Below are 24,461 nucleotides of genomic sequence, written 5' to 3'. Positions count from 1 at the left end.
ACCAGCGTAGGCCTTAATGCGCCGATCGAACGATTGATTGCCGTGGACAGTCCACACTTTGAACCCCAACTTCTGGAGAGCGTTCCATGTCTGACCGCTATATCGACTTCGCCAACTCATCCTTCGGCCATCGTCTGGTCGGGGCCTTGGGCCTGCCGTCGCCGGTGCGGCTGGAACGCTGGCAAGCGGGGCGTCTGCGGCCGATCGAGGGTGCGCTGTTGATCGGTGGCGGGCCACTGGCCGAACGGATCAGTGTGTTTGCCAATCGCCTGACCGATGCAATCTACAGCTACGGCACCGAGCCCTCGCTGGCCACCGCATGGATTCCCGGCCACGGGCCGAAGCTCAAAGCGGTGGTGTTCGACGCCAGCGATCTGCAGCACACCGACCAGCTCAAGCAACTGCGCGAATTCTTCCAGCCATTGATGAAGAACCTTGAACATAGCGCGCATCTGGTGATCCTTGGTCGCGCGCCGGAATCCCTGAGTGATCCGTTCGCCTCCAGCGCGCAACGAGCACTTGAAGGCTTCTCCCGTTCGCTGGCCAAAGAGCTGCGCGGCGGTGGCACATTGCAGCTGATCTACGTCGGCGAGGGTGCCGAAGATCAACTTGAAGGTCCGCTGCGATTCTTCCTCTCGCCGAAAAGTGCGTTCGTTTCCGGCCAGGTGATTCGTCTGACCGCGTGCGCCACGCCGGTGACCGACTGGACCCGACCGCTGGCGGGGCGCAAGGCGTTGGTCACGGGTGCTGCACGCGGGATCGGCGCGTCGATTGCCGAAACCCTCGCCCGCGATGGCGCCGAGGTGATCCTGCTCGATGTGCCACCGGCCAAGACCGACCTCGAAGCTCTCGCCGCCCGCCTCGGCGGCCGCGCGATCACCCTGGATATCTGCGCCGATGATGCCGCCACCCAATTGATCGAACACCTGCCCGACGGGCTCGACATCCTCGTGCACAACGCCGGCATCACCCGCGACAAGACCCTGGCCAACATGACCCCGGAATTCTGGGACGCGGTGCTGGCCGTCAACCTCAATGCGCCGCAAGTGCTGACCAAGGCCCTGCTCGACAGCGGCACCCTGCGCGACAACGCACGGGTGGTCCTGCTCGCCTCGATCAGCGGCATCGCCGGCAATCGCGGGCAGACCAACTACGCAGCAAGCAAGGCTGGCCTGATCGGTCTGGCCCAGGCCTGGGCGCCGACACTGCTGGAACGCGGGATCAGCATCAACGCCGTCGCCCCCGGTTTTATCGAGACGCAAATGACTGCGCACATTCCGTTCGGCCTGCGCGAGGCCGGCCGGCGCATGAGTTCGCTGGGCCAGGGCGGCTTGCCGCAAGACGTTGCCGAGGCTGTGGCGTGGCTGGCGCAACCGGGCACGGGCGCGTTCACCGGCCAAGCGCTGCGGGTGTGTGGCCAAAGTGTGCTGGGGGCTTGAGCATGAGCATCGAATGGCAAACGCTGGATCGTGAACCGAGTCTTCCGGGGCTTTATTCGCGCGCGGCGACACGGCGCAAAATCACCGGCACGCAACTGCCCGACAGCGGTCTGCGCTGCTGGGTCGATATCGACGGCAAGCGGCTGGCGGCTTATCGCAAGGTCTGCGGTTTCGTCGATGATGGCCTGCTGCCGCCGACCTATCCACACATCCTCGCCTTCGCCTTGCAGATGCAATTGCTCACGGCCAAGGACTTTCCGTTCCCGCTGCTCGGGCTGATTCACCTGAGCAACCGCATTCGCGTGTTGCGCCCGATGGGGGCTATCAGTCGCGCGCAAGTCAGCGTGCGCGTGCACAACCTGCAACCGCATGCCAAAGGCGCGACATTCGATCTGCTCACCACCCTGGACGATCAGCTCGGTCCGCTGTGGGAAGCCGAGAGCCGGATGCTCTGTCGCGGCGTGAAACTCGAGGGCGAGGCGCAGGCACATGACTGGGAGCCGTCGCAGGATTTGCTTGAGGTGACACGCTGGACGGCGCCCGCCGATATTGGTCGTCAGTATGCGAAAGTCTCCGGCGACTACAACCCGATTCACCTGAGTGCAGCGAGCGCCAAGCTGTTCGGTTTTCCCACGGCGATCGCGCACGGTTTGTGGAACAAGGCACGCACTCTGGCGGCGCTCTCTGATCACCTGCCCAAAGCCAACCTGGAAATCGCCGTGCACTTTCGCAAACCGGTGCGCCTGCCCAGTGAAGTGACGTTGCTGGCGAGCGCAGCAGGTTCCAGCGGCGAATTGCGCCTGTTCGGTGCCGCCGACCTGGAACATATGGTCGGCCAATGGCAACCGATCGCCTGATCTGACGGGGCGGAAAAACCCGTTAATTGTGTATATATCACTTAAGTTTTTCCGCGCCCTGCCCAGCGCTGTGAAAAAACCGAGCCTTGAATTTCAAGGCTTTTTTTTGCCCGTTTATCACCTGCGTATTAGTCCTTCGGCATTGCGCCGGGCCTTGTATATAAAGGGGTTAATACCAACTTGAGAATGGTGCAAAACCTGCGATCGACTGAGATTACCAGCACGGACGAGGCATCGCCGACGACAGATCAGCGGGCCATCGAAGGCAACGTAACGTTGTGACAGGTGCAGGAATCTCAATCATGAAAACTCAAGTGATGTGGTCCAAATCGGCAATCGCGCTGGCACTGATTCTTTCTGTAGGACTCGTCGGCTGCAGCAGCGGCGGTGGCGGTCATCGCAGCAGCTCCGGCAGCTCGACTGCAGATGGTACGGCGGGTACCGATGGCAGCGGCGGCGCGGGGGGTGGAACCGGCGGCGATACTGCTGGCACAGGCGGGACCGGTGGTACTGGCGGCACTGGCGACGGAACAGCGGGCACGGGTGGTACCGGTGGCACTGGCGGAACCGGCGGCGGTACCGATCCAACCAATCCGACCAACCCGACAGACCCCACCGATCCCACCACCCCGACCAATCCGGCCGCGCCTTCGCTGGTGACCACCACACTGGTGCAGGATGTCGGCAAAACCGTCAGCGGTGTCGGCGATGGCGTGGGCCAGGTGGGTGATGCCTTGAGCAACGTTCCGCTGGCCGGCGGCATTGTGCAGAGCGTCGCCAATACCGCTGGCAATGTGGTCAGCACCTTGGGCGATGGCGTGAGCAATGGCATCGGCAAACTGGCCACCGATCCGAAGGGCTTGACCACCACCGTGGCCTCGGTTGGCGGTGTGGTCTCGGATGTCGGTGATGGCGTATCTGATCTCAGCGCCAAACTGAACACAGCGACCAGCCGCGTTCCCGTGGTCGGTGGCGTCGTGACCAAAGTAGTGCCGCTGGTCGATGGCATAGGTGAAAAAGTCACCATGCTCGGCGACACCCTCAACACCACCCTCAGCAACGGCCCGACCAGCCAGTTGACCAACAAGGTCGGCAGCGGCCTGGTGCCGGTGATCGCCATGGTCGAAAGCACCACCGATAAACTTGGCGATGCCACCGCCCTGGGTGATCCGCTCAAAGGTGTGATCTCGAAGGTGGGCGGCACGGTGAACAGCCTTGGCGGCAAAGTCACCGACGCCGGCAACGGCAGTGCCCTGACCAACACCCTCGGCGGCGCCTTGAGCAACGCCGGCACGGCGGTCGGCAAAGCGGGCGGTCTGGTGTCCAATGGCACGGGTTCAGGTACCGGTGGCGTCGGTGGTGGTCTGGGCGGCACCGGCCTGCTGCAAACCGTCGGTGGCGCAGTGGTCAATGTTGGCACCGGTCTGAATGCCGGCAGCACCAGCGGCGTGGTCAGTGCCGGTGGCGTTACCGCGGGTGGCCTGGGCAACGCAGTTGCTTCGCTCAACACCGTACTCGGTGGCTCGGGCACACCGATCACCGCTCCCACTTCGCCGCTGGCAAGCGTTGGCGCCGCAGTGGGAGCAGGTCTCAACCCTGTGACCAGCGCGGTCACCACTGTCACTCAACAGGTCGGCGCAGCCACCGGTCTCGGCACTCCGGTTGCCGGTATCACCGGCCAGGTGGGCGCTGCGGTGGGCAGCGTCGGCGGTGCGATCGCCGCGACCAACACCCCGGTGACCACGGCAGTCGGTGGGCTGGTAACCAATGTCGGCGGCACCGTGGCGGCCGTCGGTGGGCTGGTCAACAACGGCACTGCCACTGGCGGTACAACTGGCGGTCTGGGCGGGGTGCTCGGCGGGCTGACCGGCGCGCTTGGGGGCAACAAACGCTAAATTGCACCTGGCCGATTCGACGGCCTTACCTACAGCGCCTACGCTTGGTTGAGGGCGGAAGATTCCCACGAGTCTTCCGCCTTTTTTCTAAGGAAAAACCTGCCCTGTGCTGTGTTCTGACCATGGAGTGTCCTATGCGCGTACTGGCATCCCTGCTGTGCCTGAGCCTCAGTTCCGCTGCCCTCGCCGACACCTTGCCCAGTTTTCTCAACAGCAACGAAACCACCCGCAACCTGCCCGTCCCCAACCTTCCTGCCGACGCCTATCGCCCGAGCGCGGCGCCGCTGCAAGTGCCGGATCCCGGCGCGACCGCCGCACAACCACTGCTGATGGAAACCAGGATCAACCTGAAGACCGTGCAGATCGAAGGCGGCACGATTTATCCACTCAACGAACTGGCCGAAGTCTACAAACCATTGATCGGCCGTGAGGCCAGCCTTGCCGAACTGATTGAAGCGACGCGCAACATCACCCGTCGCTACCAGCACGACGGCTACCTGTTGTCCTACGCGTTTCTGCCGCAACAGGACTTCGATGAGGGCGTGGCGCGGGTGGTGCTGGTTGAAGGCTACGTGCGCGATATCCAGATGCAGGGCGACATCGGCCGGGTCAAAGGCCTGCTCGACAGACTCGCCGCGAAAATCCAGGCTGAACGCCCGCTGACGCGCAAGACCTTCGAGCGCTACACCACGCTGATGAGCCGCATTCCCGGCGTAACGATTCAAGCGCAAGTGCCGCCACCGGGCACCACCGATGGCGCCACCACCCTGGTCGCCCAGGCCAGCCGCAAACCGTTCACCAGCACCCTGAGCACCACCGAAGACAACCGCAACGGCCCGCAGGCGTTGCTCGGCGTCAGCAGCAACTCGCAGACGTCGATGGGCGAACAGTTGAGCCTCAGCGGCCTGTTCCCACCGGGCGACGACAAAGAGCATTACTACCGTCTCGACTACAGCCAATTCCTCGACGCCGAAGGCACGCAACTCAACCTCTCGGCTTCGCGCTACCGCGCCGACCCGGACACCGAAGTGCTGGTCGGCGGCGGTGGGCGCCTGAGTACCCACCGCGAGAATGATCGCTACTCGATCGGCTTCAGCATGCCCCTGATCGCCTCCGCCAACGAACTGCTGACCGCCGGCTCACGCCTCTACGCAGTCGACGACAAGACGCGCTACGACGGCGTCAACTTCCCCTTCAGCACCGAGCTGCGCACCGACGTCCGCGCCCTCGCCTTCGAAGGTGACTGGCGCAAGGCCGACGCCCGCCAACTGCGCATCCTCAGCGCCGGCGTCTACCAGGGTTTCGACAGCCTCGGTGCAAACACCAACTACGACGACATCGATCTGGATTTCTTCCGCGTGAGACTGTCCGGCGTGCAGAGCGACAAGTTTCTCGACAACTGGCAAGGCGTGCTCTCGGCAGCGCTGTACTGGAGCGACGACACCCTGCCCGACAGCGAGCGCGCGGTGTTCGGCGGACAGAATTTCGGCCGTGGCTACCCCGACGACCAGGCCTCGGGCGACAAGGGCTGGGGCGTGGCCTACGAGGTCAACTACAGCTTCAACCGCGACGGCAACTGGGTGCGCATCCTGCAACCCTACGTGGTCCTCGACCGCTCGCGCAGCTGGTTCAACCAACTGCCGGTGCAGGCCAACAACCTGTCATCCACCGCCGTCGGGCTGAGATTTGGCGATGCCAGGTACTACAACATCGCCCTGGAAGTGGCGAAGGCCATGTCCGATGAAGCGCTGGACACGTTCAATCGCAAGCCGCGGTACAGCATCAGTTTCAGTTATCAGTTGTGAGGGGCGAGCGGTGTGTCAGTCAGGATTTTTTCAGCTGACACACCGCTTTCGCGAGCAGGCTCGCTCCTACAGTTTCGATCGTTGGTATTCAGTGAGAAACAGGTCGGCTGGCAGGCCGCCTTCGCGAGCAAGCCAGCTCCCACAGTTTGATCGTGGGTATTCAGTGATAAACAGGTCGGCTGGCAGGCCGCCTTCGCGAGCAGGCTCACTCCTACAAAAGCCAAAACAAAGCAGCGCAGCTGCCCGCGGCGAAGCCGCACCACTCAACAATGAGCGCAAGCTCGAGTGCTTTTGATCTTGATCCACCGGCGACGTCGGAAGGCTGAGTGGAGGGATTGATCCGGGCGTGGGAGCGCAGCGACCGTCTGGCGCAGCCAGACACAGCGGAAGGAGGTGCAGCGAAGCAAACCGGAGCCGCTGCGCCCGGATCAGTCCCGGAGCGAAGGAACCCGAGCCTGCGAGGGCCGAACGTAGGAGCAAGCCTTTTGGGTTACCTTTTTGGCGTTTGAAAAAGGTGACCCGCCGTAAGGGCGGAACCGTAATCAGCAACACCCGCAGCAACGGATATTCACCCAAACCCCCACCAACACGGTCGGCCCAAAGGCCGCCGAGTTCACCCAGCCTCAACCCGAGGCTTGGGAAACAGATTATCGAGAGTCTCCAACAACCGAACGTGATAAATCGGCTTGCGAAACAGATCCAGCACCTGCAACCGCAACATATCGCTGACATCCTCCATGTCCGCATGCCCCGACATCACAATCACCGGCAAATGCTCACGCGACGTATGCTCACGCAGCCGCCTGATCAACGACATGCCCGACTCCTCCGGCATGCGCAGATCAGTAATCACCAAGGCAATATCCGGATGCCGGGTCAACAGATGCAACGCCAACTTCACCGACGTCGCGGTATGACAGGTAAAGCCCTCCCCCTCCAGCAACTCCGCCAACTCCAGCAACGCGTCTTCTTCATCATCGACCAGAAGCAACTGTTGGCGGGACGGCGAAGGCGCGTTCATAGGCAATACCTGAATGCTGAAAGGTAAATCCAGTGTAGTGCGATATCAGCCAGGTGCAGTGTTCAAAAGCCTCAAGGTGTTGGCCGAGTAACAGCCGTACCATCGAGCGACGTCAGAACATTGTTGAAAATCGCCAGCACCCTGTCTCCAAGCGGGCTAACGAATGCAACCACCACCACCGCCACCATCGCCACCACGATTGCATACTCAATCGCCGAAGCACCCTCTTCGCTGCTGGCAAACGCCCGAGCCTTGGCCATCAGATAATCGAAAGTCATACGAAACATAGCTCTACTCCTTCGCGCCCCTGGCGCCCACATCACGACCGCGGCATGGTTCCACCGTGCCACTTGAGCATTGTCAACAAACCCCCGCCCAACAACTGTAAGAACGCATTAATCACAAAGCATTAATCCCAACGTGTCGCCGCCGTTTCCCACTGACAATTGGCCGAAACTCATACTTTGGTGGGTTATTTGCCTGTCATTAATGGCGCTTTTGCTTGGATCAGCTAGCTTGGAAATAGCGAAATAGTTGCATGTTCATAGCTGCCAGATCAGTACGCCTCTCAAGAGCAATTGCAGTTGGCTTGTGCAGCAGGAAAAGGAGAGCCGTCATGAACAGTCGCGTCACCATGGGCCTTGCCGCGTTGTTGTTGCTAGGTGCGGTTGTTGTCGGTTACTGGGGGCTGGTGCTCAGTCGTCAGCCGGCCCCGGTCGCGGAGGCACCCGTCGTACCCGCGCTCAGCGTTGAACAGACTGTCGCGATTGCCGAAGACCAGACCCGCCAACCGGTGGTGGTGCTGGTCCACGATGTACCGCCGTTCACACCGTTGACCGCCGCCGATGTGGCCGTGGAAAAACTGCGCAGTGCACCGGCCGGCAGCCTGACCAGCATTGAACAAGCCGTGGGCCGCACACCTTGGCGGCACCTCAGCGCCGGCACCTGGCTCAGCGACGAAAGCTTTCAGGCCGGTGGCGCGCTGGCGCGGATGATTCGCCGCGACGAGCGCGCGCTGACCGTGGCCGTCGACGAAGTGATCGGTGGCGCCGGGCAATTGCTGCCGGGGGATTATGTCGATGTGCTGCTGTACTTGCGCGAAGACGCGAGCAATCTGCAGCAGTCGGCGCAGATCGCCGTTCCGGCCTTGCGCGTGCTCGGGATCGGCGAACAGTACGGCCTGACCAACGACGGCCAACCGGCATCGCCCGGCCTCAGCGCCGAAGAAAAAATCAAACAGGATCAACGCCGCATCGCCGCGCGCACCGTGGTGCTGGCGGTGCCGGAACAATTGCTCAGCCGTCTGATGCTCGCGACCCAGGTCGGCACGTTGCGTCTCGCGGTGCGCAGCAGCGAAGAACAACGGTTGGCCAGATATTGGGCCGGCGAAACGCAATCGCCCGCGCACCTGGATCGCGCCAACAGCCAGCTTTTCCAGTTCACTCAACTCGCTTTGGGCAGCGCTCAACGAGCACCTTCAACCGCCAGTGTCGGCGCGGCCCCCAGGCCCGCGGTGGAGATCATTCGCGGCAACCAGATCAGCCAACAAACCCCATGACTGCGCAAGGATTCACGTGCATGCAGAGTCGACTCAGACCGACATTGAAACCGGCGCTCCGGGCCTTGCTGTTGTTGGGATTGTCGATGGACTCCGCCCTCGCGGCGGTCGGCAATTGTTCGGCACTGCCGCGTCTGCCTTCGGTGATCGAGATCGGTGAAGGCTTCCAGCAGGACATGCAGTCTCCGGTGGCGATCACCCGCCTGGCGGTCGGCGACCCGAAAATTGCCGACGTGCATGCCAACGGCGGTTCGTCCTTTTTGCTCACTGGCGTCGGTCCCGGCGCGACCAGCCTGATGGTCTGGACGGCGTGTTCCGCGCAGCCGCAACAAGCCATGGTTTTCGTCCAGGGCGCGGCGACCACGGCGCTGACCAGCAGCGTGCCGTCCGACGATCCGACCCTGCCGTCGCAGGTGCAGACCGACATTCGTTTCGTCGAAGTCAGCCGCACCAAACTCAAGGAAGCCACCGCCTCGCTGATCGGCACCCGCGGCAATTTCCTGTTCGGCTCGCCCGGCACACTGCCGCCGATTGACGGCGTGCCGCAGCCGCGCCTGCCGGTGGATAACTCGCTGTTCAATTTTTCCTGGGTCGGCGGCAAGACCATGGCGATCATCAACGCCCTGGAAACCAGCGGCTTCGCCTACACCTTGGCACGGCCAAGCCTGGTGGCGCTGAACGGGCAGAGCGCGAGTTTCCTGGCCGGTGGCGAAATTCCGATCCCGGTGCCCAGTTCCGGCAGTGACAGCGTGTCGATCGAGTACAAGGAATTCGGCATCCGCCTGACCCTGACACCGACCATCATCGGCCGCGACCGCATCGCCTTGAAGGTCGCACCGGAAGTCAGCGAACTGGATTTTGCCAACGCGGTGAACATCGCCGGCACCACCGTTCCGGCGCTGACCATCCGCCGTACTGACACCAGCGTGTCGCTGGGCGATGGCGAAAGTTTTGTCATCAGCGGTTTGATCAGCACCACCAACAGTTCACAGGTGAACAAGTTTCCGGGCCTTGGCGACATCCCCATATTGGGCGCATTTTTCAAGGGTTCGCAGATCAAACGCGAAGAGCGCGAATTGCTGATGATCGTCACCCCGCATCTGGTCCAGCCATTGGCGGCGGACGCGCGACTGCCGTCGTTGCCGGGGGAGAAACTGCGCAACTACGACCCGAATTTCTACCGCATGTTTTTCCTTGAGAACGGTAACTTCGACAAGCGCAGCGGGTTGTCGCAATGAACCAGAATCTTAGTCAGACCTTCCTCGCCATCACCCGCAACAGCACCGATCTGGAATGGCTGCAAAGCGCCCTCGCCCCCCTTGGCCAAGTGGTCAGCGCCGGCGCCGGCAGCCTCGATGAACTGCTCGCGCTGGTCGATGTAACGTTCGCCAATCTGGTGTTCGTCGGCCTCGATCGCGAGCATGTCGTGGCGCAGAGTGCGCTGATCGAAGGTGCGCTCGAGGCCAAGCCGATGCTGGCGATCGTTGCCCTCGGCGACGGCATGGACAATCAGCTCGTACTCAATGCGATGCGCGCCGGCGCGCGGGATTTTGTCGCCTATGGCTCACGCTCCAGCGAAGTCGCCGGACTGGTACGGCGCCTGAGCAAACGCCTGCCGGCCGTCGCGCCCAACACCCAGCTCGGCGGGCTAACGGTGATGTACGGAGTGCAGGGCAGTTCCGACGGTGCCTTGCTCGCCAACCACATGGCAATGGTGGTGCAGAAGAGCGGCCAGCAAACCCTGTTGCTCGACCTCGGCCTGCCCCGTGGCGACAGCCTCGCGTTGTTGGGCCTGGAGAGCTCGTTTCACTTCGGCGATGCCCTGCGCCACCTGCGCCGTCTCGACGCCACGCTGATCGACAGTGCCTTCACCAGCGCCGACCACGGCCTGCGCATTCTTGCCTACGCCAACACCGACGAGCCGCTGGAAACCACCAGTGCCGCCGAGCTGTACATGCTGCTCAGCGCCCTGCGTCAGCACTTCCAGCACATCGTCGTCAACCTCACCGGGCAGGCCGACAGTGAAGCGTTGCGTACCTTCGTCAGCCATTGCGACAAACTGCTCTGGTACACCGACCAGAACGTCCTCAACTGCCGACGCAACCTCGCCGTGCTCAACCAGTGGCGCGAGAAAGGCATGAAGCTCGAGCACGGGCGCTTGCTGATCGATCGCTACCTGAACAACGTCGCGCCGGATGCCGAGACCCTGGGCAAGACCTTCAATCTGCAAGTCATCGCCGTGCTGGCCTTCAGTCCCGATGTGCGTCTGAACGCGAAAAACCAGGGCGTGAGTCTGTTCGAACTGGCGCCACGGGAGAAACTCACCCAGAGCCTGCGCGCCCTCGGCGAACGTCTGGCCAAGCGTTCCGAGGGCCTGAACAAGCCGAAAGTCACTTGGTTCGACCGTCTGCGAGGCAGCTCATGAGCGCAGAAAAACTCTTTGGCGCGACGCCGCGCGGAGCGATCGGCAACAGCGATCACGAAGGCCTGAAACTGGTCCTGCACCGCTACATCATCGATGCCATCGAGGAGTCGGGGCAAAACCTGCTGGAAGGTTCGCGCCAGCAACTGGCGCAGTTCGTCACCGACAAGGTCGCCGAATACATCGCCCGTTTGCATCTGGCAATCTCGCGCTACGAGATGGAGCGTCTCGGCGAAGAAATCGTCGACGAGCTCACCGGTTTCGGCCCGCTGGAAGTCCTGCTGCGCGACCCGTCGGTGACGGAAATCCTGGTCAACGGCCCGCACCGGGTGTTCATCGAGCGCGACGGCGTCCTGCATCAGAGCGATCTGCGTTTTATCGATGCGCATCACGTCGAGCGGGTCATGCAGCGCATCCTTGCGCCACTCGGCCGACGCCTCGACGAGTCCTCGCCGATGGTCGATGCGCGCCTGCCCGATGGCAGCCGGGTCAACGCCATCATCCCGCCGATCGCCCTCGACGGCCCGTGCCTGTCGATCCGCAAATTTCGCAAGGACATGCTCAAGAGCACCGATCTGATGGCGATGCAGACCATCGATCTGGCGATCTTCGAATTTCTGCAGAACGCCGTGGGCAAGCGCTGCAACATCCTCATCAGCGGCGGCACCGGGACCGGCAAGACCACGCTGCTGAACATCCTCAGCCAACTGATCAATCCCCACGAACGGCTGGTGACCATCGAAGACGTCGCCGAGCTGCAACTCGGCCACCCGCACGTGGTGCGCCTGGAAACCCGCCCGCCCAATGCCGAGGGCCACGGCGAGGTCAAGGCCAGCGACCTGATTCGCAACGCCCTGCGCATGCGCCCCGACCGGATTATTCTCGGCGAGATCCGGGGCGTCGAAGTGGTCGACGTGCTCACCGCCATGAACACCGGCCACGACGGCTCGATGAGCACCGTGCACGCCAACAATGCCCAGGACGCGCTGCTGCGACTGGAAACCCTGGTCGGGCTAACCGGGCGCTCGATTGCCGAACGCACCCTGCGTCAAATGATCTGCGCCGCCCTCGACGTGATCATTCAGCTGACACGCATGCCCGATGGTCGACGCTGCGTCAGCGAAGTGGTGGAAGTGGTCGGCATTCGCGAGGACGTCTACGTCACCAACACCCTGTTCCGCCTCGACCGCCGCACCGGTTTCGGCTTTGTGCGCGAAGCGGTCAACCCGGCCGGCGACAAGCTGCGCCACGACGCTCACCCGGGCTGACGGCGAGGAGCACGCAGATGCTGGCACCGATCATTCTTATCGTCATTTGCCTGATGCTGCTCGGGCTGTCGATCTATCTGTTCCTCCAAGGCCTGCGCAAAACCGCGACAGAAAAAGTCCTCAACCGGCTCGCCGCCGGGCAACCGCAAAAGGCCGTGGAACAGACGAAATGGGTGGGATTGGAACGCATGTTTCTGCGTGCCGGACTGGGTCAGCCGAGCGAGCGTTTCGGCCTGTGGCTGAGCCTGTGGGCGGCGGCCGTGGGTTTGGGATTTCTGCTCGCCAGCTGGGTCGGACTGGTGCTGATGCTGATCGCGCCGCCCGTGGCGTTGCGGCTATACATCGCCATTCGCTACCGACGCCGAATCCGCCGGATGATCGAACAACTGCCGCAATTGCTCGACCATACGGTGCGCAGCCTGAAGTCAGGGCGCACCCTCAGCGATGCAGTGCTGGGCGGTATCGAAGCCAGCGAGGATCCGCTGAAAACCGCCATGGGCCGAGTGCAGCGTAACGTGCAACTGGGGGTGAATCTGCCTGATGCAGTCAGCGATTTTGCCGAACTCTACGAGCAGGACGAACTGCGCATGTTCGCCCTCGGCCTGAAGGTCAATCACCGCTACGGCGGCAATGCCAGTGAGCTGCTGGAGAACCTGATCAAACTGATCCGCGAGCGCGACCAGGGCGCTCGGCAGTTGCGCGCGCTGACCGGGGAAACGCGCATGACCGCTTGGGTGCTGGGTTTGCTGCCGCTGATTCTGGTGAGCTATTTCATGCTGACCAACCCCGGCTACATGCTTGGCATGTGGCACGACGAGAGCGGCCAGACCATGTTGCTCACTGCCGCCGCGTTGCAGGTGCTGGGCAGTCTGGCGCTGTGGCGCATGTTGCGGAGCGTTTGAGATGGTCTGGCTCGCGGCGTTGTTGTTGCTGCTCGGTTCGCTGTTATTGGTGGGCAATCACCTGCTCACCGAGCGCCGCCGCGTGCGTCAGGTGCATCAGCGCTTGCAGGGGCAGTTGGTGCGGGAGAACCGCTTCGGCCACTGGCTGCGTGCGCTGGGCAACAGCCGCTTCGGTCGGCGCTCGGTGAGCATCGACAGCGAAACCCAGACCCTGCTCGGCCGCCTCGGCTGGCGTCGTGCCAATGAACGCGCCCTCTTCGCGGCTTGCCAGATCGGCACACCCCTGCTCGCCCTGGGGCTGGCGATCTTTCTGCAGGAAGTGTTCTTCCCGCAGACCAGCCACCGCTGGATGGCGCCGATGTTCGCCGCTGGCGGCGGCTATCTCTTGCCCAAACGCCTGCTCGCCTACGCCGCCGCCCGCCGGCAGAAGACCATCGCCGTGGAAGTCTCCACGTTCATTCCACTGCTGCGCATCCTCTTCGAATCCGGCATGGCGGTGGAACAAGCCCTGCGCGTGCTCAGCATCGAAGCGCAAAAACTGCTGCCGGAGCTGACCAGCGAACTGCGCCTGATCCTCAACCGCGTCGACTCCGGTCTGGAGCTGGGTCAGGAGCTGAACAAGACCGCGGTGATGCTCGCGGTGGACGAATTCACCGACACCTGCGTGATCCTCCAGCAACTGATCCACCAGGGCGGCGGCGCGATGAAATCACTGCTGGCGCTCAAGCAATTGCTGGATGACCGACGCCTGACCCGGCTGCAGGAATACATCTCGAAAATGTCGGCGAAGATGTCGGTGGTGATGATGCTGTTTCTCTTTCCGGCCCTGCTGATCGTACTGGCCGGCCCGGGCTTCACCGCCATTGCCCGCGCCTTCGCAAACTGACCTTGGCTCATGGAGAGCGTTTGATGAAAGTACTGATAGTCATGGCAAGCCTGTTGCTGCTCAGCGGCTGCGCCACGGACGGCCAGGCGCCGTGGACCGCGCTGCTGTCGCCGTCCAGCTGTAGCAAACTCACGTCGGAGCAGGAACTGTCGCTGAACCTCGCCGATGACCTGGCCAGCGACGGCAAGCTCCACGCCAGCCTGGCCAACCTGCAAAGCCTGCCGGACAACCTCAGCGAAGTGCGCCTGCGCAAAGCCAAAGTCTATCGCCTGCTCGGCCGCAGCGAAGCCGAGCCGCTCTACCGCAGCCTGCTTGGCGGCTGCCTCACCGCCCAGGCCGAACACGGCCTCGGCCAGGTCTACGCCGCCCGTGGCGACAATGGCCAGGCCCAGGCCCACCTGCAACGCGCCGCACGCCTGGCACCCACCGACGAGAAAATCCGCAACGACCTCGGCGTGGTCTACCTCAACCAACTGCGCCTCAACGAAGCGAAATTCGAATTCCTCACCGCCATCGAACTGAGCCAGAACAATCAACTGGCGACGCTGAACATGGTCACCCTGCTGCTCTTCCAGAACGACTGGCCACAAGCCGCCGAAATCGTCAGCCGCTCGAAACTGACCCCGGAGCAATTTTCCGAAGCGCAGCAACGCGCGGAAAAACTCAAAGCGCCAACCCACGCCAAAGCCACACCCGGCGACCGCGTCGCCGCCTTCATCGACCCGCTACCGCCGACGCTCAATTAAGGAGACAGCCATGAACATCCGCAAAGGCCTGTGCTACCTGGCCCTGCTCACCCTGCCCCTCAGCGCGCACGCCATCGACGCAGGCCCCGCTTCAGCGCAGCAGCAGGAAACCGAAGGCTGGCTGGTCCTGCAAAGCCGCAACAAAGCTGCCTCACCCAAACCCCAAAGCGCCACCGCCACCGAACGCGAACTGGCGATGCAGCGCTGGCTGAAGAAATACCAGTACGAGATTCCGGACTTTTACGATCCGGATGCGGGCGGGAAGATCGAGAGCAAGAATTAGTTTGGTGGTGACCTTGAGGGCCCCTTCGCGAGCAGGCTCGCTCCCACAGTCGACCGTGTGCTTTCTGTGGGAGCGAGCCGGCTCGCGAAGAACGATAACGCGGTTTCAGGTCTGCGGATCAACCCGATCCAGCGCTCGATTCACCGCCAGCTCGGCCAGCATGACAATCTGCTGAATCGCCAACGCCGTGGAGCGCTGAAAACCACTCAACTCACCAGCGAAATTGCTCGCCATCGCACTCGCCGACGCCAGCGACTCACAGGCATGCGCCAACAGGCTTTCGGTATCGACATTGGGCACCACCATGAACAGCGTGCTGGGCGGGTGTGGTTTTGCGGGTTCGGGACAGAGGTAGAAATCGAGCGCGCGTTTTATCGCTTCGCGGTTTTTCACAAGATCGTCGGCGCGCAGGGCGTCTTCGAGTGGCGTGGTGGGGGATGGGGGTGGGTCGGGGATCAGTTTGTCCATTGAAACGGCTCTCCAAAATCTGCGGTGCGACCCAATGCCATTCTCACGGGGCAAAAGGTGGCAACTGTATGCGGGGTGAGAATACCGGTTATGGACACCCGGCCAGACCGAAGTCTGCCCGCACACAGCCGCCATGACGCATTGCAGACAGCGGACAAGCTGGCGGCGATTATGCGTGCACAGATACTGGATGACCATAAGTAGCAGGGTTCTCACACCCGATCGCCGAAGGTTCGACGACAGCCAGAGACTAGTGGCCTGACGTCCGACGGACAACCTGAAAACCTTGTGGGAAGGTTCTGGTTATCTCGCGTCAGATTTAAACGACTTCAAGTTATCGGCGGACCCACTGGCCTCATTGCGAGCAGGCTCGCTCCCACAGAACAGCAAAAGCAAAATCAAAAGCAAAAGATCGCAGCCTTCGGCAGCTCCTACAGTTGGATCACGTACCAATTAAGAACAGGTCGGCTGTCAGGCCGCCTTCGCGAGCAGGCTCGCTTCCACAGAAAGCAAAAGCAGCGCAGCTGCCCGCGGCGAAGCCGCACCACTCAACAATGAGCGCAAGCTCGAGTAGATTTTGATCTTGGAGCCCGTCGGCAGGCTGAGTGGAGGGATTGATCCGGGCGTGGGAGCGCAGCGACCGTACGACGCAGTCGTACACAGCGAGTGTAGGTGCAGCGAAGCAAACCGGAGCCGCTGCGCCCGGATCAGTCCCGGAGCGAAGGAACCCCGAGCCCCAGCGAGCGGGCCGAACGTCAGGGCGAAGACCTTTTGGTTCCTTTTGGGGCGTTTGCCAAAAGGGACTCGCCGTAAGGGCGAAACCCTAAGAAGCCGTTACCGCAGCAACGGATATTCACCGATTAATGAGCCGTAACCCGCTGCCGCCCAACAGAACCGCTGGGCGACAAAGCCAAGGCCAACTGCGTCCGATTATGCATATGCGTCAAACGCAACACCTGCGACACATACAGCTTCACCGTGTTCTCGGTAATCCCCAACTCACAGGCAATCTGATAATTGGTCTGCCCCTTGCCCACCAACCGCGCCACATCCAACTGCCGCGGCGACAACTGACTGAACACCGCCGGCATCTCGGCAGACTCAGGCTCACCCTCACTCACCACCGGCGCAGGCGAGCGCCGCACCTTGTCCAGATCCTGATAAAGGTCATCAATCGACTCGGACAAAAACTGCAACTTCTGATTCAGATGCCCCAGATGCAGATTCTTCTGCCGCTCCTGCAAAGCCAGCTCCTGACGCTGTACGCCTTCGAGCAACTCAGCCAGTTCAATCGGCTTCTGATAGTAATCGGCAATCCCCGCGCGCAGCGCCTTGATCACATCCTGCTTGTCGGCGCGCCCAGTGAGCATGATCGCCTCGAACACCCGCTGCTTGCCGGCCAGGCGCTGCAACGCCTGGATCAACTCGATGCCATCCATGTCCGGCATGTGCAAATCGCTCAGCACCAGACCGATGTCCGGGTCCGCCCTGAACAGCTCGATGGCTTCAAGACTCGAATCGCACGGCACGCAACGGTAGCCACTGCTCTCAAGAAACTCACACAGTTCTTCGACGATCAGCGGCTGATCATCGACCACGAGGATTTTTACCGCATTAGGCTTGTTCACGAACCACTCCATTGCTCGGGCCAACGCTGACGATTCCTGCACTTTGGTGGCGTATTCGCCTGAATTGAAAGTAGACCCACTTTCCGACTATGTACATAGGACTAGTGGCACCCCGCAATCAGGTGATCCAGTACCACGAAAGCACTGCGCCTACCCACACGAACGGCGCAAATGGCAGCTTTTTTGACTTGTCAGGGGCCAGATGGCGCAAAAGCTCCGTAAGCCCTTGACCCATAAGAGGCCAGACTTTTGGCGCGAGCAGCAGCCACAAGACGCTGGCCACGCCCGCGCCAATAAACGCGCCGAGAACAAAGATGCCGTTCGTCGCAAGACCCAGGGCTGTCATTAATTTCACATCGCCGGCGCCCATGCGGCCCAGGAAATAACCGGGCAATGTCAGCAGCAAAGCGATCAGACACGCCCAGCCGCCCTGCCCCGCGTCAGCGCCCAGCCAGGTGCTGCCGGTCGCCAGCAACCAGACCAGCGCCAGCGCGCCCACGCCCAACGTCAGTACGTTGGAAATTCGCCGTTGCCGGACATCCTGCGCAGCGCAGATCGCCAGCCAGATCAGAACCAGAGAAATCTGCATCCGCTAAAAGCCGTCCGTTTTGGCTGAATGATTCTATGCTGATACTACGCAGTGACTGTCAGGGTAGACGCACGCATGAAAAACGGCTTTCGCAGGTCGCAAAAAGGTGCGGTGGCGATCGAATTCGCCTTGGTGTTCATCATCTTTTTTGCGGTGTTTTATGGGTTGGTCAGCTACGGCTTGCCCTTCGTGATGATGCAATCGTTCAACCAGGCCACCGCCGAAGCCGTACGCCGCAGTGTCGCGGTGGACCCGACCACGCCGAACTATTCGACGGTGGTGGTCAACACCGCCAATGCCGCGCTGACCCAACAACTGCAGTGGCTGCCCTCGGCCCTGAATCTGGTGGTCGGGGTCGACACCAGCTCAGCGTACGACACGGGTACCGGGACCCTGACCGTCAGCGTCAATTACCCGGTGAGCAAGCTCAATCAGATCATGCCGTTTCTGGTACTGCCGGGCATTGGCACGGTGCCCAATCTGCCCACGCACCTGACCGCCCGCTCGAGCCTGCAATTTTGACCGCCGGCGATAAACTCTTCGGGCGTTTGCTCAAGCGTGCGCCCAGCGCTGTCCTTGAGCTGCCGGACCGCCTCGGCGCACCGCCCACCGGGCTGCATCTGTATTTGAATGGCGACGGCGAGGTGTTGCAGATCGCCGGCCCGCTGCGGCATTTGCTCGCCCAGCACAAACTCAACGACCAACCGTTGCCGCTCAGCGCCTATCTGCTGCCGCATAGCCTGCTGACCATCGAAGGTCAGCCGCGGGACTGGCACGGGCAATTGCTCGATCTCGACTTTCCCGGCCTGAATGATCAGCCGCTGCACTTGCGCGGGTGGGTGCAACCATTGGGTGACGGCTGGCTGCTGCAACTGCTCGACATCGCCGACCTGCTGCTTGAACGCCAGCAATCGCGTGATCGCGACGCCTGCCAGACCCTCGCCGCGCAGGTCAGCGATCATCTGCGCACCTGCAGCCTGACGCGTTTGCCGACGGTGCTCGGCGAACAATTGCAGGCCATCGCCCAGCGCTGGCATATCCCCTGCCTGGCCGTGGCGCTGCTCGACGAGCAAGCTCAGGGCTGGCAGGTTCATCAACAGTTTCGTGGCCACGACGCTCCACAATTGTGGGAGGACGGCCAGTCATTGGGCACGCCGCTGGACAGCCTCAACGGCAGCGCGCCGCAACGCCTCGCGGGCCAGCAGGGCCGTTATGAGCACTCGCGATTGCAGGCCACCTTCGGCAACGCCAACGGTTTCGCCGTGCCCTACAGCAATGATCAAGGCGTGGTCGCGTGGCTGCTTTGCGGGTTTTACACGGTCGACAACGTGGCACCATGGCTGACCGATCGCGACTGGCTGACCCTGGCCGGCGCACTGGCCGGGCCGTTGCTCAGCCGCTTGCGCGAGCAGCGCCATGTGCAATCGATGGAGCGTCTCGATTCCCTGCAACACCTGCTCGGTACCGGCTGGTGGGAAATCAGTGCCGACGGGCAGATTGCACTGGCGCCGTCACTGGCCTCGGCACTGGGCCTCAGCGACCGCACGCTGGCGGTGGAAGACTGGCTGCGACTGTTCCATCCCGCCGACCGCGACGAGTTGCGCAGCCGTTTGCACGCCCTGCAACTGCAAGGAGAAGCGCTGCCCCTGAGCGTACGCCTGCACCGTGCGGATGTCGGCGCAACCGCGACGTGGTACCGGATTCAGGGTCAGGTCAGCGGCACGGGTGAGCATCGGCGTCTGGTCGGGTTCATGCTCGATATCAGCGATATCCAGAATCAACAACAGCGCGCCGCTGCCGCCCATGCGCGGCTGGACAATCTGATCGCCAGCTCGCCAGCGGTGATCTATGTGCAGCGTTATGAAGAAGGCGCGCTGATCCCGGCGTTTTTCAGCGCCAGCCTGCAACCCTTGCTCGGCTGCACACTGGAAGACTGCGACGCGGCAGCGCTGGTCGAGCGCGTGCATCCCGATGACCGCGAACTGTATTTCCAGCGCAACCGCCAGTTGCTGCGCGAAGGCTCGGTGCGTGCGCGTTATCGCCTGCGTGACAGCCGTGGCGACTATCACTGGCTGCTCGATGAAGCAAAATTGCTGCGCAACGATCTCGGTCTGCCGGTCGAGGCAGTGGGCCTGTGGCTGGATGTCACCGACGCGACGCTTGCCGCCGAGCAGGTCCGCCAGAGCGAAGAGCGTTACCGGATTCTGGTCGAGGACTCGCCTGCGATGATCTGCCGTTATCGGCCTGACCTGACGCTGACTTTTGGCAACCGACCGTTGGCTACTTATCTGGAATGCACCCCGGAGCAACTGCCCGGGGTTGATCTCGGCGGCTGGATGTCCGAGGAACAGCGCGGCGCTTTTGTGCAGCGCCTGAGCCAACTGACCCCGGAACAACCGGTGAGCACCGCCGAAATCAGCCTGCAATTGCCCGGACGCGAACACGCCTGGTGGGTCTGGTCGGATCGTGGCGTGTTCGACGAGCACGGCCAGTTGATTGAAGTGCAAGCCGTGGGCCGCGACAACACCGAGGTGCGCCGCTCGCAACAGCAACTTACGCAAAGCGCGAAAATGGCCACCCTCGGCGAAATGGCCACCGGCCTCGCCCACGAGATCAATCAGCCGCTGAACGTGATGCGCATGGCCATCGTCAACGTGCTCAAGCGCCTCGGCAACGGTGATGTTCAGGTCGATTACCTGACCGACAAACTCAACCGCATTGACGCCCAGGTGCAACGCGCGGCGAAAGTGGTCGACCACATGCGCGTCTTCGGTCGGCGCTCGGAAATCGAGCAGCAATTGTTTAATCCGGCGCAAGCGATCGAGGGCACGCTGTCACTGCTGGCCGAGGGCATGCGCGGTAAAGGTGTCGACCTGCGCATCAGCGAGACCGGTTTCGAGGCGCAGGTGCGCGGCTACGTCGATCAGCTGGAACAGGTGCTGATCAACCTGATGGTCAACGCCCGCGACGCGCTGCTCGGCAAACGCGACAGCGACTCAGCGTTCAAGCCATGGATTTCGATCTACGCCGAGCGTGACGAAGAAAGCGTGCGCTTGTGGGTCGAGGACAACGGCGGCGGCATCGATCCGCGTTTGCTGGAGCGGATCTTCGAGCCGTTTTTCACCACCAAACCGATCGGCGTCGGCACAGGCCTGGGCTTGTCGGTGAGCTACGGCATCATCGCCAACATGGGCGGCCAATTGAGCGTGCGCAACTCGGCAGAAGGCGCGCGGTTCTGCATCGAACTGCCGATTGCCACGGACGATCAGATCACCAGATAGGCTTTGCCGGTCTGCCCGCAGGTCATGTTGGCGCCTACCTCGGTGTTCATCAGGTTGATCCCCAGGCCTTTGAGCAGATTGTTCAGCAACGGGTCGAGCAAGGGGCTGATCAACCCGGTGACCACCGGCAACAAGCGGTTGGTGACATCGCTGATCAACGAGGCGACGCCCGTGACAATGGCGCCCAGCGGATTGCTGCCGACGGGTTTGTAGACGATCAGGTTGATCCCGGACAGGGTGTTCGCCAGGCTGCCGACGATGTTGCTGGTCGGCGCGGCGGGCAGCAGACTCGGCGGCAGTTTGAGATTGGCCGGGGTGGCGAAGGGCGTGGTACTGGAGAACAGCAGGTTCTGCGTGGTTTGCGCGACGCTGGCGTCGAGTTTGAGGGCGATGCCGCCAGCGCCGTACTGGACGTGGGAGGCGGCATCGCAACTGCCGATGCCGAGAATCCTGTGGCAGGTGATGATGCCGAGATCGACCAGTGGCAACGGCGCCACCGTTGGTTCGGCGACTGAAGAGAACGCTGCGACGGGATCGATCTTGCCGAGCTTGAGATCGGCCAGAGAGGTCGTGGTGGTGGCGGTCAGGCTTTTGCTGCCGGTGTCGCCGGTCGGGCAACGGTAATCGCTGACATAGCTTTTCGCACCGCCGGCATCCAGGGCGATATCGATTTGCGGCGAGGGCAGCAGTTTCGGATCGAGCTGTTGGCAACCGGCGCCCAACAGGCAGAGCACTGAGTTGAGCGTGTCCACCAGGTTCAGGCTCAGCAAGGCATTGAGTGTCGGCGTCAACGTACCGACCAGGCCGAGGACTGCATTGGTCAACCCGGTCACGCCGTTCAGCACCGGCAAATTCACCGACAACAGCGTGCGAACCTGCGCAGTGCGCACATAAATCCGCTCCGGTCCCAGCGGGTCGGCCTTGGCCCGCGCCGGGTCGCCAATCGCCGAGAACTGCGGCGGCTCGATTACCTTCACCCGCACCGTGACACCGGCCAGCCCCAGCACATTGACCGGCAAGGTCGCCGCCACCGCGCTCTTGCTGTTGGCCAGTTGCACCACGCCCTGCACCAGTTGCAGTAACTGCAGATTGGCATCCAGTCCCGCCGCCGTGGTGCCGGTTTGCAGTTGCAGGATCTCGCCGAGTCTGACCGGCGCCGCGTTGATCGCGGCGACCTGCAACTGACCCAGCGCGGTGACCACTTGCGCGGTCGCGCCGTTGAGTTGTACCACCGTCGCCGCTGCCTGAATCAACTGTGTCACGGTCGCTTGGGTGTTGAGCAACTGGGTGTAATTGCCGGCACCGACGTTGAGGTTGATCGCCAGTTGATCGAGGTATTTGAGCAGGTTGATGTCGGTGTGCAGCAAACCGTCCCAGCCCACTGCCGTCAGGTTGACGTTGCCGCCGAGCAGCCCGGAAAACAGCGGATTGAGAATGTTCGACTGCGCCGTGTCGATGCTGGCGAGGGTGCTGCGAATATTCAGTTGAGCGATGGTCGGTTGTGGTTTGGCGGCAACGGCTGAAGCATTGAGCGTGGTGTTGAGGCTGACCGGCGTGGCGCTGAACAGCGCCTGCACACCGCCGGCAAAACTGCTGGTGACCGTGCGGCTGGCGACGACTTTGACTGCGGTGGATTGCGTAGCATCCACTGTGAAATTGCGCACACCGCTGGCAGCGGTGGCCAGGGTGCCGCAGGTGGTGGCGAGGGTGTTGTTGGCATCGACGAGGTAGCCATTGCGCAGCGCACTTTGCCCGGCGTAACTGGCGGCCGTCAGCCCGGGCAGGCAATCACCGTTGCGACTCACCGCTTCGAGGGCGGCGGTATCCACCACCCGCTGCAGTTTGCGCTGTTCCATGTACAGGCGACCGCTGTCGACCACCAGCAACATCATCACCAGCGCCAGACTCAGGGTGGCGGCCGCCATCAAACCGATCGCCCCGCGTTGCCGGGCCGGGCCGTTGCATTGCGATCCTCGCGACATGGCGCACTCCTGTGCCGGCGCAGTGCCGAGCGCTACCTCCGTTAATGAAAAAGAGTGTAGACGCGGTCGGTCGAGAGTGCTGGCGTCACGCCCCCTGTAGGAGTGAGCCTGCTCGCGATAGCGGTGTGTCAGTCACCGGCCAGGAACCAGACATACCGTTATCGCGAGCAGGCTCACTCCTACAGGGCTGTGCCGGTTTCAGGAAATAATCAACGCGGTGGATAGTTGGCCAGAATCCTTGCGACGGTCTCGCGAATGGCACTGCTGCGATCGGCCGGATTCGGGCGGCTGCTGAGCATTTGTTCATCGCTGCCGCGCCACACCAGTTTGCCGTCCTTGCCGTCGAGCAGGTCGATCTGAATGGTCGCGACCTTGTAGGTGATGTTGCGCGTTTCGTTGTACATCGGCGCGCCCCAGTAGCCGTTCCACGGACCGCCCCAACCGCCGCCGTAATTGGTCGTCACCTGTTGCTGCCGATCCTCGACGATCAGGTAGGTCTGCACATTCAGATCACCCTTGCCGCCGCCAGCGGCTGGGCGCAAACCGCGCTGATCGAGTTGATCGGATACCGCCTGGCGGATGCGCTGTTCGGTCAGGTCACTCTTGATGCGCGGGTCATCGGGACGATATTGCAGGGCCGGATCTTTCCAGCTCCAGCTGCGATACGCGGCGAAGTCGCGGCTGGCATCGAAGTCGTGATTGACCTGGTTGGCAGCGCAGGCGCTGAGCAGCGCGGCAAAAGCGAGTAGAGCGAGACGGCGGAACATGATGTTTCTCCGGGTGAAGACATGAACCTGCTGACACGAAGTCAGCTGGGAGGATACGCAGCCATGGCTTTTTCCACAGCCTCGCGAATCGCATCGGCGCGTTCGATCTGATTGCCCTGGGTGCCGGTTTCGGCGCTGGCGCTCCACACCGGTTGACCATTGCCGGCATCGAACAGATCGACCCGCACCACCACGACCTGCTCCTGATAAGTGCGCACGATCGGAACGGAGTTGTACATGCCGTAACCGCGACCATACCGATCATAGCCGCCGTAACCGCCGTAGTAGCCGTAATCGTCGCGGACCTGTCGCAATCGGGTTTCCAGATGCAGATCGGCGCTGACCAGCAGGTCGGCCGGGCGGTTGTCGCGCATCGGGCGCAAGCCGCGCTGGTCGAGGGCGTTGCTGACCGCCTCGGCCACCTGCGCCGAGTCGGCCCACGCCGTGCCCCGTGGCAACTGGCCGTTGAGCCAGGCCCAGTTGCGGTAGCGCCCGTAATCACGCGGCGGCGCCGGGTAGGCGCTACGGTCGAAAGTAGTGGCGGCTTGCGGCGGCGCTGGCGGCAATGGCCGCGACTGCGCCACGTAGGGGTTGCTGCCCTGACAGGCGGTCAACCCCAGACACATCAGCAATAACCCGCATTGAGCTTTCATGTCGCGCTCCG

General features: G+C 62.4%; 22 protein-coding genes. 14 read left to right on the top strand and 8 right to left on the bottom strand.

The features are described from left to right. Positions 1–86: 86 nt before the first annotated feature. The 4 genes from LIS66_RS03230 (at position 87) to LIS66_RS03215 (ending at position 5,996) form a co-directional block, all read left to right on the top strand. On the top strand, positions 87–1,439 hold the full coding sequence (locus LIS66_RS03230; RefSeq protein WP_042609759.1) for a 3-oxoacyl-ACP reductase: 1,353 nt from the start codon (positions 87–89) through the stop codon (positions 1,437–1,439). 2 nt (positions 1,440–1,441) lie between these two features. Continuing rightward, a complete protein-coding gene (locus tag LIS66_RS03225) occupies positions 1,442–2,296 on the top strand; it encodes a MaoC family dehydratase (protein WP_042609758.1) in 855 nt (284 codons plus the stop codon). Positions 2,297–2,598: 302 nt separating this feature from the next. Continuing rightward, complete coding sequence (locus LIS66_RS03220) at positions 2,599–4,191, top strand: collagen-like triple helix repeat-containing protein (RefSeq protein ID WP_227973615.1); 1,593 nt, start codon at positions 2,599–2,601, stop codon at positions 4,189–4,191. A gap of 134 nt (positions 4,192–4,325) precedes the next feature. Then, positions 4,326–5,996, top strand: a complete 1,671-nt coding sequence (locus LIS66_RS03215) for a ShlB/FhaC/HecB family hemolysin secretion/activation protein (protein WP_083354132.1) — start codon at positions 4,326–4,328, stop codon at positions 5,994–5,996. A 613-nt stretch (positions 5,997–6,609) separates the two neighbouring features. Here the strand turns inward: LIS66_RS03215 and LIS66_RS03210 are convergent. Continuing rightward, positions 6,610–7,017 carry a response regulator gene (locus LIS66_RS03210; protein ID WP_042609755.1) on the bottom strand — a complete coding sequence of 136 codons (408 nt, stop codon included), beginning with the start codon at positions 7,015–7,017 and terminating at the stop codon, positions 6,610–6,612. A 71-nt stretch (positions 7,018–7,088) separates the two neighbouring features. Then, positions 7,089–7,295, bottom strand: a complete 207-nt coding sequence (locus LIS66_RS03205) for a Flp family type IVb pilin (RefSeq protein WP_042609780.1) — start codon at positions 7,293–7,295, stop codon at positions 7,089–7,091. Between the two features lie 338 nt (positions 7,296–7,633). On the opposite strand from LIS66_RS03205, the gene cpaB reads away from it, so the two are divergent. Genes cpaB through LIS66_RS03165 form a run of 8 tightly spaced genes read left to right on the top strand, consistent with a single transcriptional unit; the run spans position 7,634 to position 15,082 of the window. Continuing rightward, entirely contained in the window at positions 7,634–8,575 is a 942-nt protein-coding gene (gene cpaB, locus LIS66_RS03200; protein ID WP_042609754.1) for a Flp pilus assembly protein CpaB, read from the top strand. A 20-nt stretch (positions 8,576–8,595) separates the two neighbouring features. Further along, a complete protein-coding gene (locus LIS66_RS03195) occupies positions 8,596–9,813 on the top strand; it encodes a type II and III secretion system protein family protein (protein ID WP_042609753.1) in 1,218 nt (405 codons plus the stop codon). Then, positions 9,810–11,000 carry a pilus assembly protein gene (locus LIS66_RS03190; RefSeq protein WP_042609752.1) on the top strand — a complete coding sequence of 397 codons (1,191 nt, stop codon included), beginning with the start codon at positions 9,810–9,812 and terminating at the stop codon, positions 10,998–11,000. The genes LIS66_RS03195 and LIS66_RS03190 overlap by 4 nt, the downstream gene beginning before the upstream one ends. Further along, positions 10,997–12,265 (top strand): CpaF family protein, encoded by a 1,269-nt coding sequence (locus LIS66_RS03185; protein WP_042609751.1) that lies wholly within the window; start codon positions 10,997–10,999, stop codon positions 12,263–12,265. The genes LIS66_RS03190 and LIS66_RS03185 overlap by 4 nt, the downstream gene beginning before the upstream one ends. Before the next feature lie 17 nt (positions 12,266–12,282). Further along, on the top strand, positions 12,283–13,167 hold the full coding sequence (locus tag LIS66_RS03180) for a type II secretion system F family protein (protein ID WP_042609750.1): 885 nt from the start codon (positions 12,283–12,285) through the stop codon (positions 13,165–13,167). Position 13,168: 1 nt separating this feature from the next. Continuing rightward, positions 13,169–14,053, top strand: a complete 885-nt coding sequence (locus LIS66_RS03175; RefSeq protein ID WP_227973614.1) for a type II secretion system F family protein — start codon at positions 13,169–13,171, stop codon at positions 14,051–14,053. Positions 14,054–14,076: 23 nt separating this feature from the next. Then, entirely contained in the window at positions 14,077–14,799 is a 723-nt protein-coding gene (locus tag LIS66_RS03170; protein ID WP_227973613.1) for a tetratricopeptide repeat protein, read from the top strand. A 10-nt stretch (positions 14,800–14,809) separates the two neighbouring features. Continuing rightward, positions 14,810–15,082: a DUF3613 domain-containing protein gene (locus LIS66_RS03165; protein ID WP_227973612.1), complete on the top strand. Its 273-nt coding sequence runs from the start codon at positions 14,810–14,812 to the stop codon at positions 15,080–15,082. Positions 15,083–15,187: 105 nt separating this feature from the next. On the opposite strand, the gene LIS66_RS03160 is transcribed toward LIS66_RS03165, so the two are convergent. The 3 genes from LIS66_RS03160 to LIS66_RS03150 form a co-directional block, all read right to left on the bottom strand. Then, complete coding sequence (locus LIS66_RS03160) at positions 15,188–15,550, bottom strand: DUF6124 family protein (RefSeq protein WP_064362961.1); 363 nt, start codon at positions 15,548–15,550, stop codon at positions 15,188–15,190. A gap of 860 nt (positions 15,551–16,410) precedes the next feature. Then, positions 16,411–17,190, bottom strand: coding sequence for a response regulator (locus LIS66_RS03155; protein ID WP_416220755.1), 780 nt, complete (start codon positions 17,188–17,190; stop codon positions 16,411–16,413). A 106-nt stretch (positions 17,191–17,296) separates the two neighbouring features. Continuing rightward, complete coding sequence (locus LIS66_RS03150; protein WP_227973610.1) at positions 17,297–17,767, bottom strand: A24 family peptidase; 471 nt, start codon at positions 17,765–17,767, stop codon at positions 17,297–17,299. A 75-nt stretch (positions 17,768–17,842) separates the two neighbouring features. On the opposite strand from LIS66_RS03150, the gene LIS66_RS03145 reads away from it, so the two are divergent. Together LIS66_RS03145 and LIS66_RS03140 are read left to right on the top strand one after the other, a co-directional pair. Next, the gene (locus LIS66_RS03145) at positions 17,843–18,289 is read left to right on the top strand and encodes a TadE/TadG family type IV pilus assembly protein (protein WP_042608889.1); all 447 of its coding nucleotides are present in this window, start codon (positions 17,843–17,845) and stop codon (positions 18,287–18,289) included. Then, a complete protein-coding gene (locus tag LIS66_RS03140) occupies positions 18,286–21,048 on the top strand; it encodes an ATP-binding protein (RefSeq protein WP_227973609.1) in 2,763 nt (920 codons plus the stop codon). The genes LIS66_RS03145 and LIS66_RS03140 overlap by 4 nt, the downstream gene beginning before the upstream one ends. Here the strand turns inward: LIS66_RS03140 and LIS66_RS03135 are convergent. The 3 genes from LIS66_RS03135 to LIS66_RS03125 all read right to left on the bottom strand — a co-directional run bounded on the left by LIS66_RS03135 (position 21,033) and on the right by LIS66_RS03125 (position 24,450). After that, positions 21,033–23,030, bottom strand: coding sequence for a pilus assembly protein TadG-related protein (locus LIS66_RS03135; RefSeq protein WP_227973608.1), 1,998 nt, complete (start codon positions 23,028–23,030; stop codon positions 21,033–21,035). The genes LIS66_RS03140 and LIS66_RS03135 overlap by 16 nt on opposite strands. A gap of 209 nt (positions 23,031–23,239) precedes the next feature. Further along, positions 23,240–23,797 carry a DUF4136 domain-containing protein gene (locus LIS66_RS03130; protein WP_227973607.1) on the bottom strand — a complete coding sequence of 186 codons (558 nt, stop codon included), beginning with the start codon at positions 23,795–23,797 and terminating at the stop codon, positions 23,240–23,242. Between the two features lie 41 nt (positions 23,798–23,838). Next, positions 23,839–24,450 (bottom strand): DUF4136 domain-containing protein, encoded by a 612-nt coding sequence (locus LIS66_RS03125; RefSeq protein ID WP_227973606.1) that lies wholly within the window; start codon positions 24,448–24,450, stop codon positions 23,839–23,841. Positions 24,451–24,461: the final 11 nt, after the last annotated feature.

The organism is Pseudomonas sp. HN2 (assembly GCF_020736465.1).
Classification (GTDB): domain Bacteria; phylum Pseudomonadota; class Gammaproteobacteria; order Pseudomonadales; family Pseudomonadaceae; genus Aquipseudomonas; species Aquipseudomonas moraviensis_A.
The sequence above is the reverse complement of the archived record's forward strand: the minus strand, read 5'-3'. Positions and strand labels throughout refer to the sequence as shown.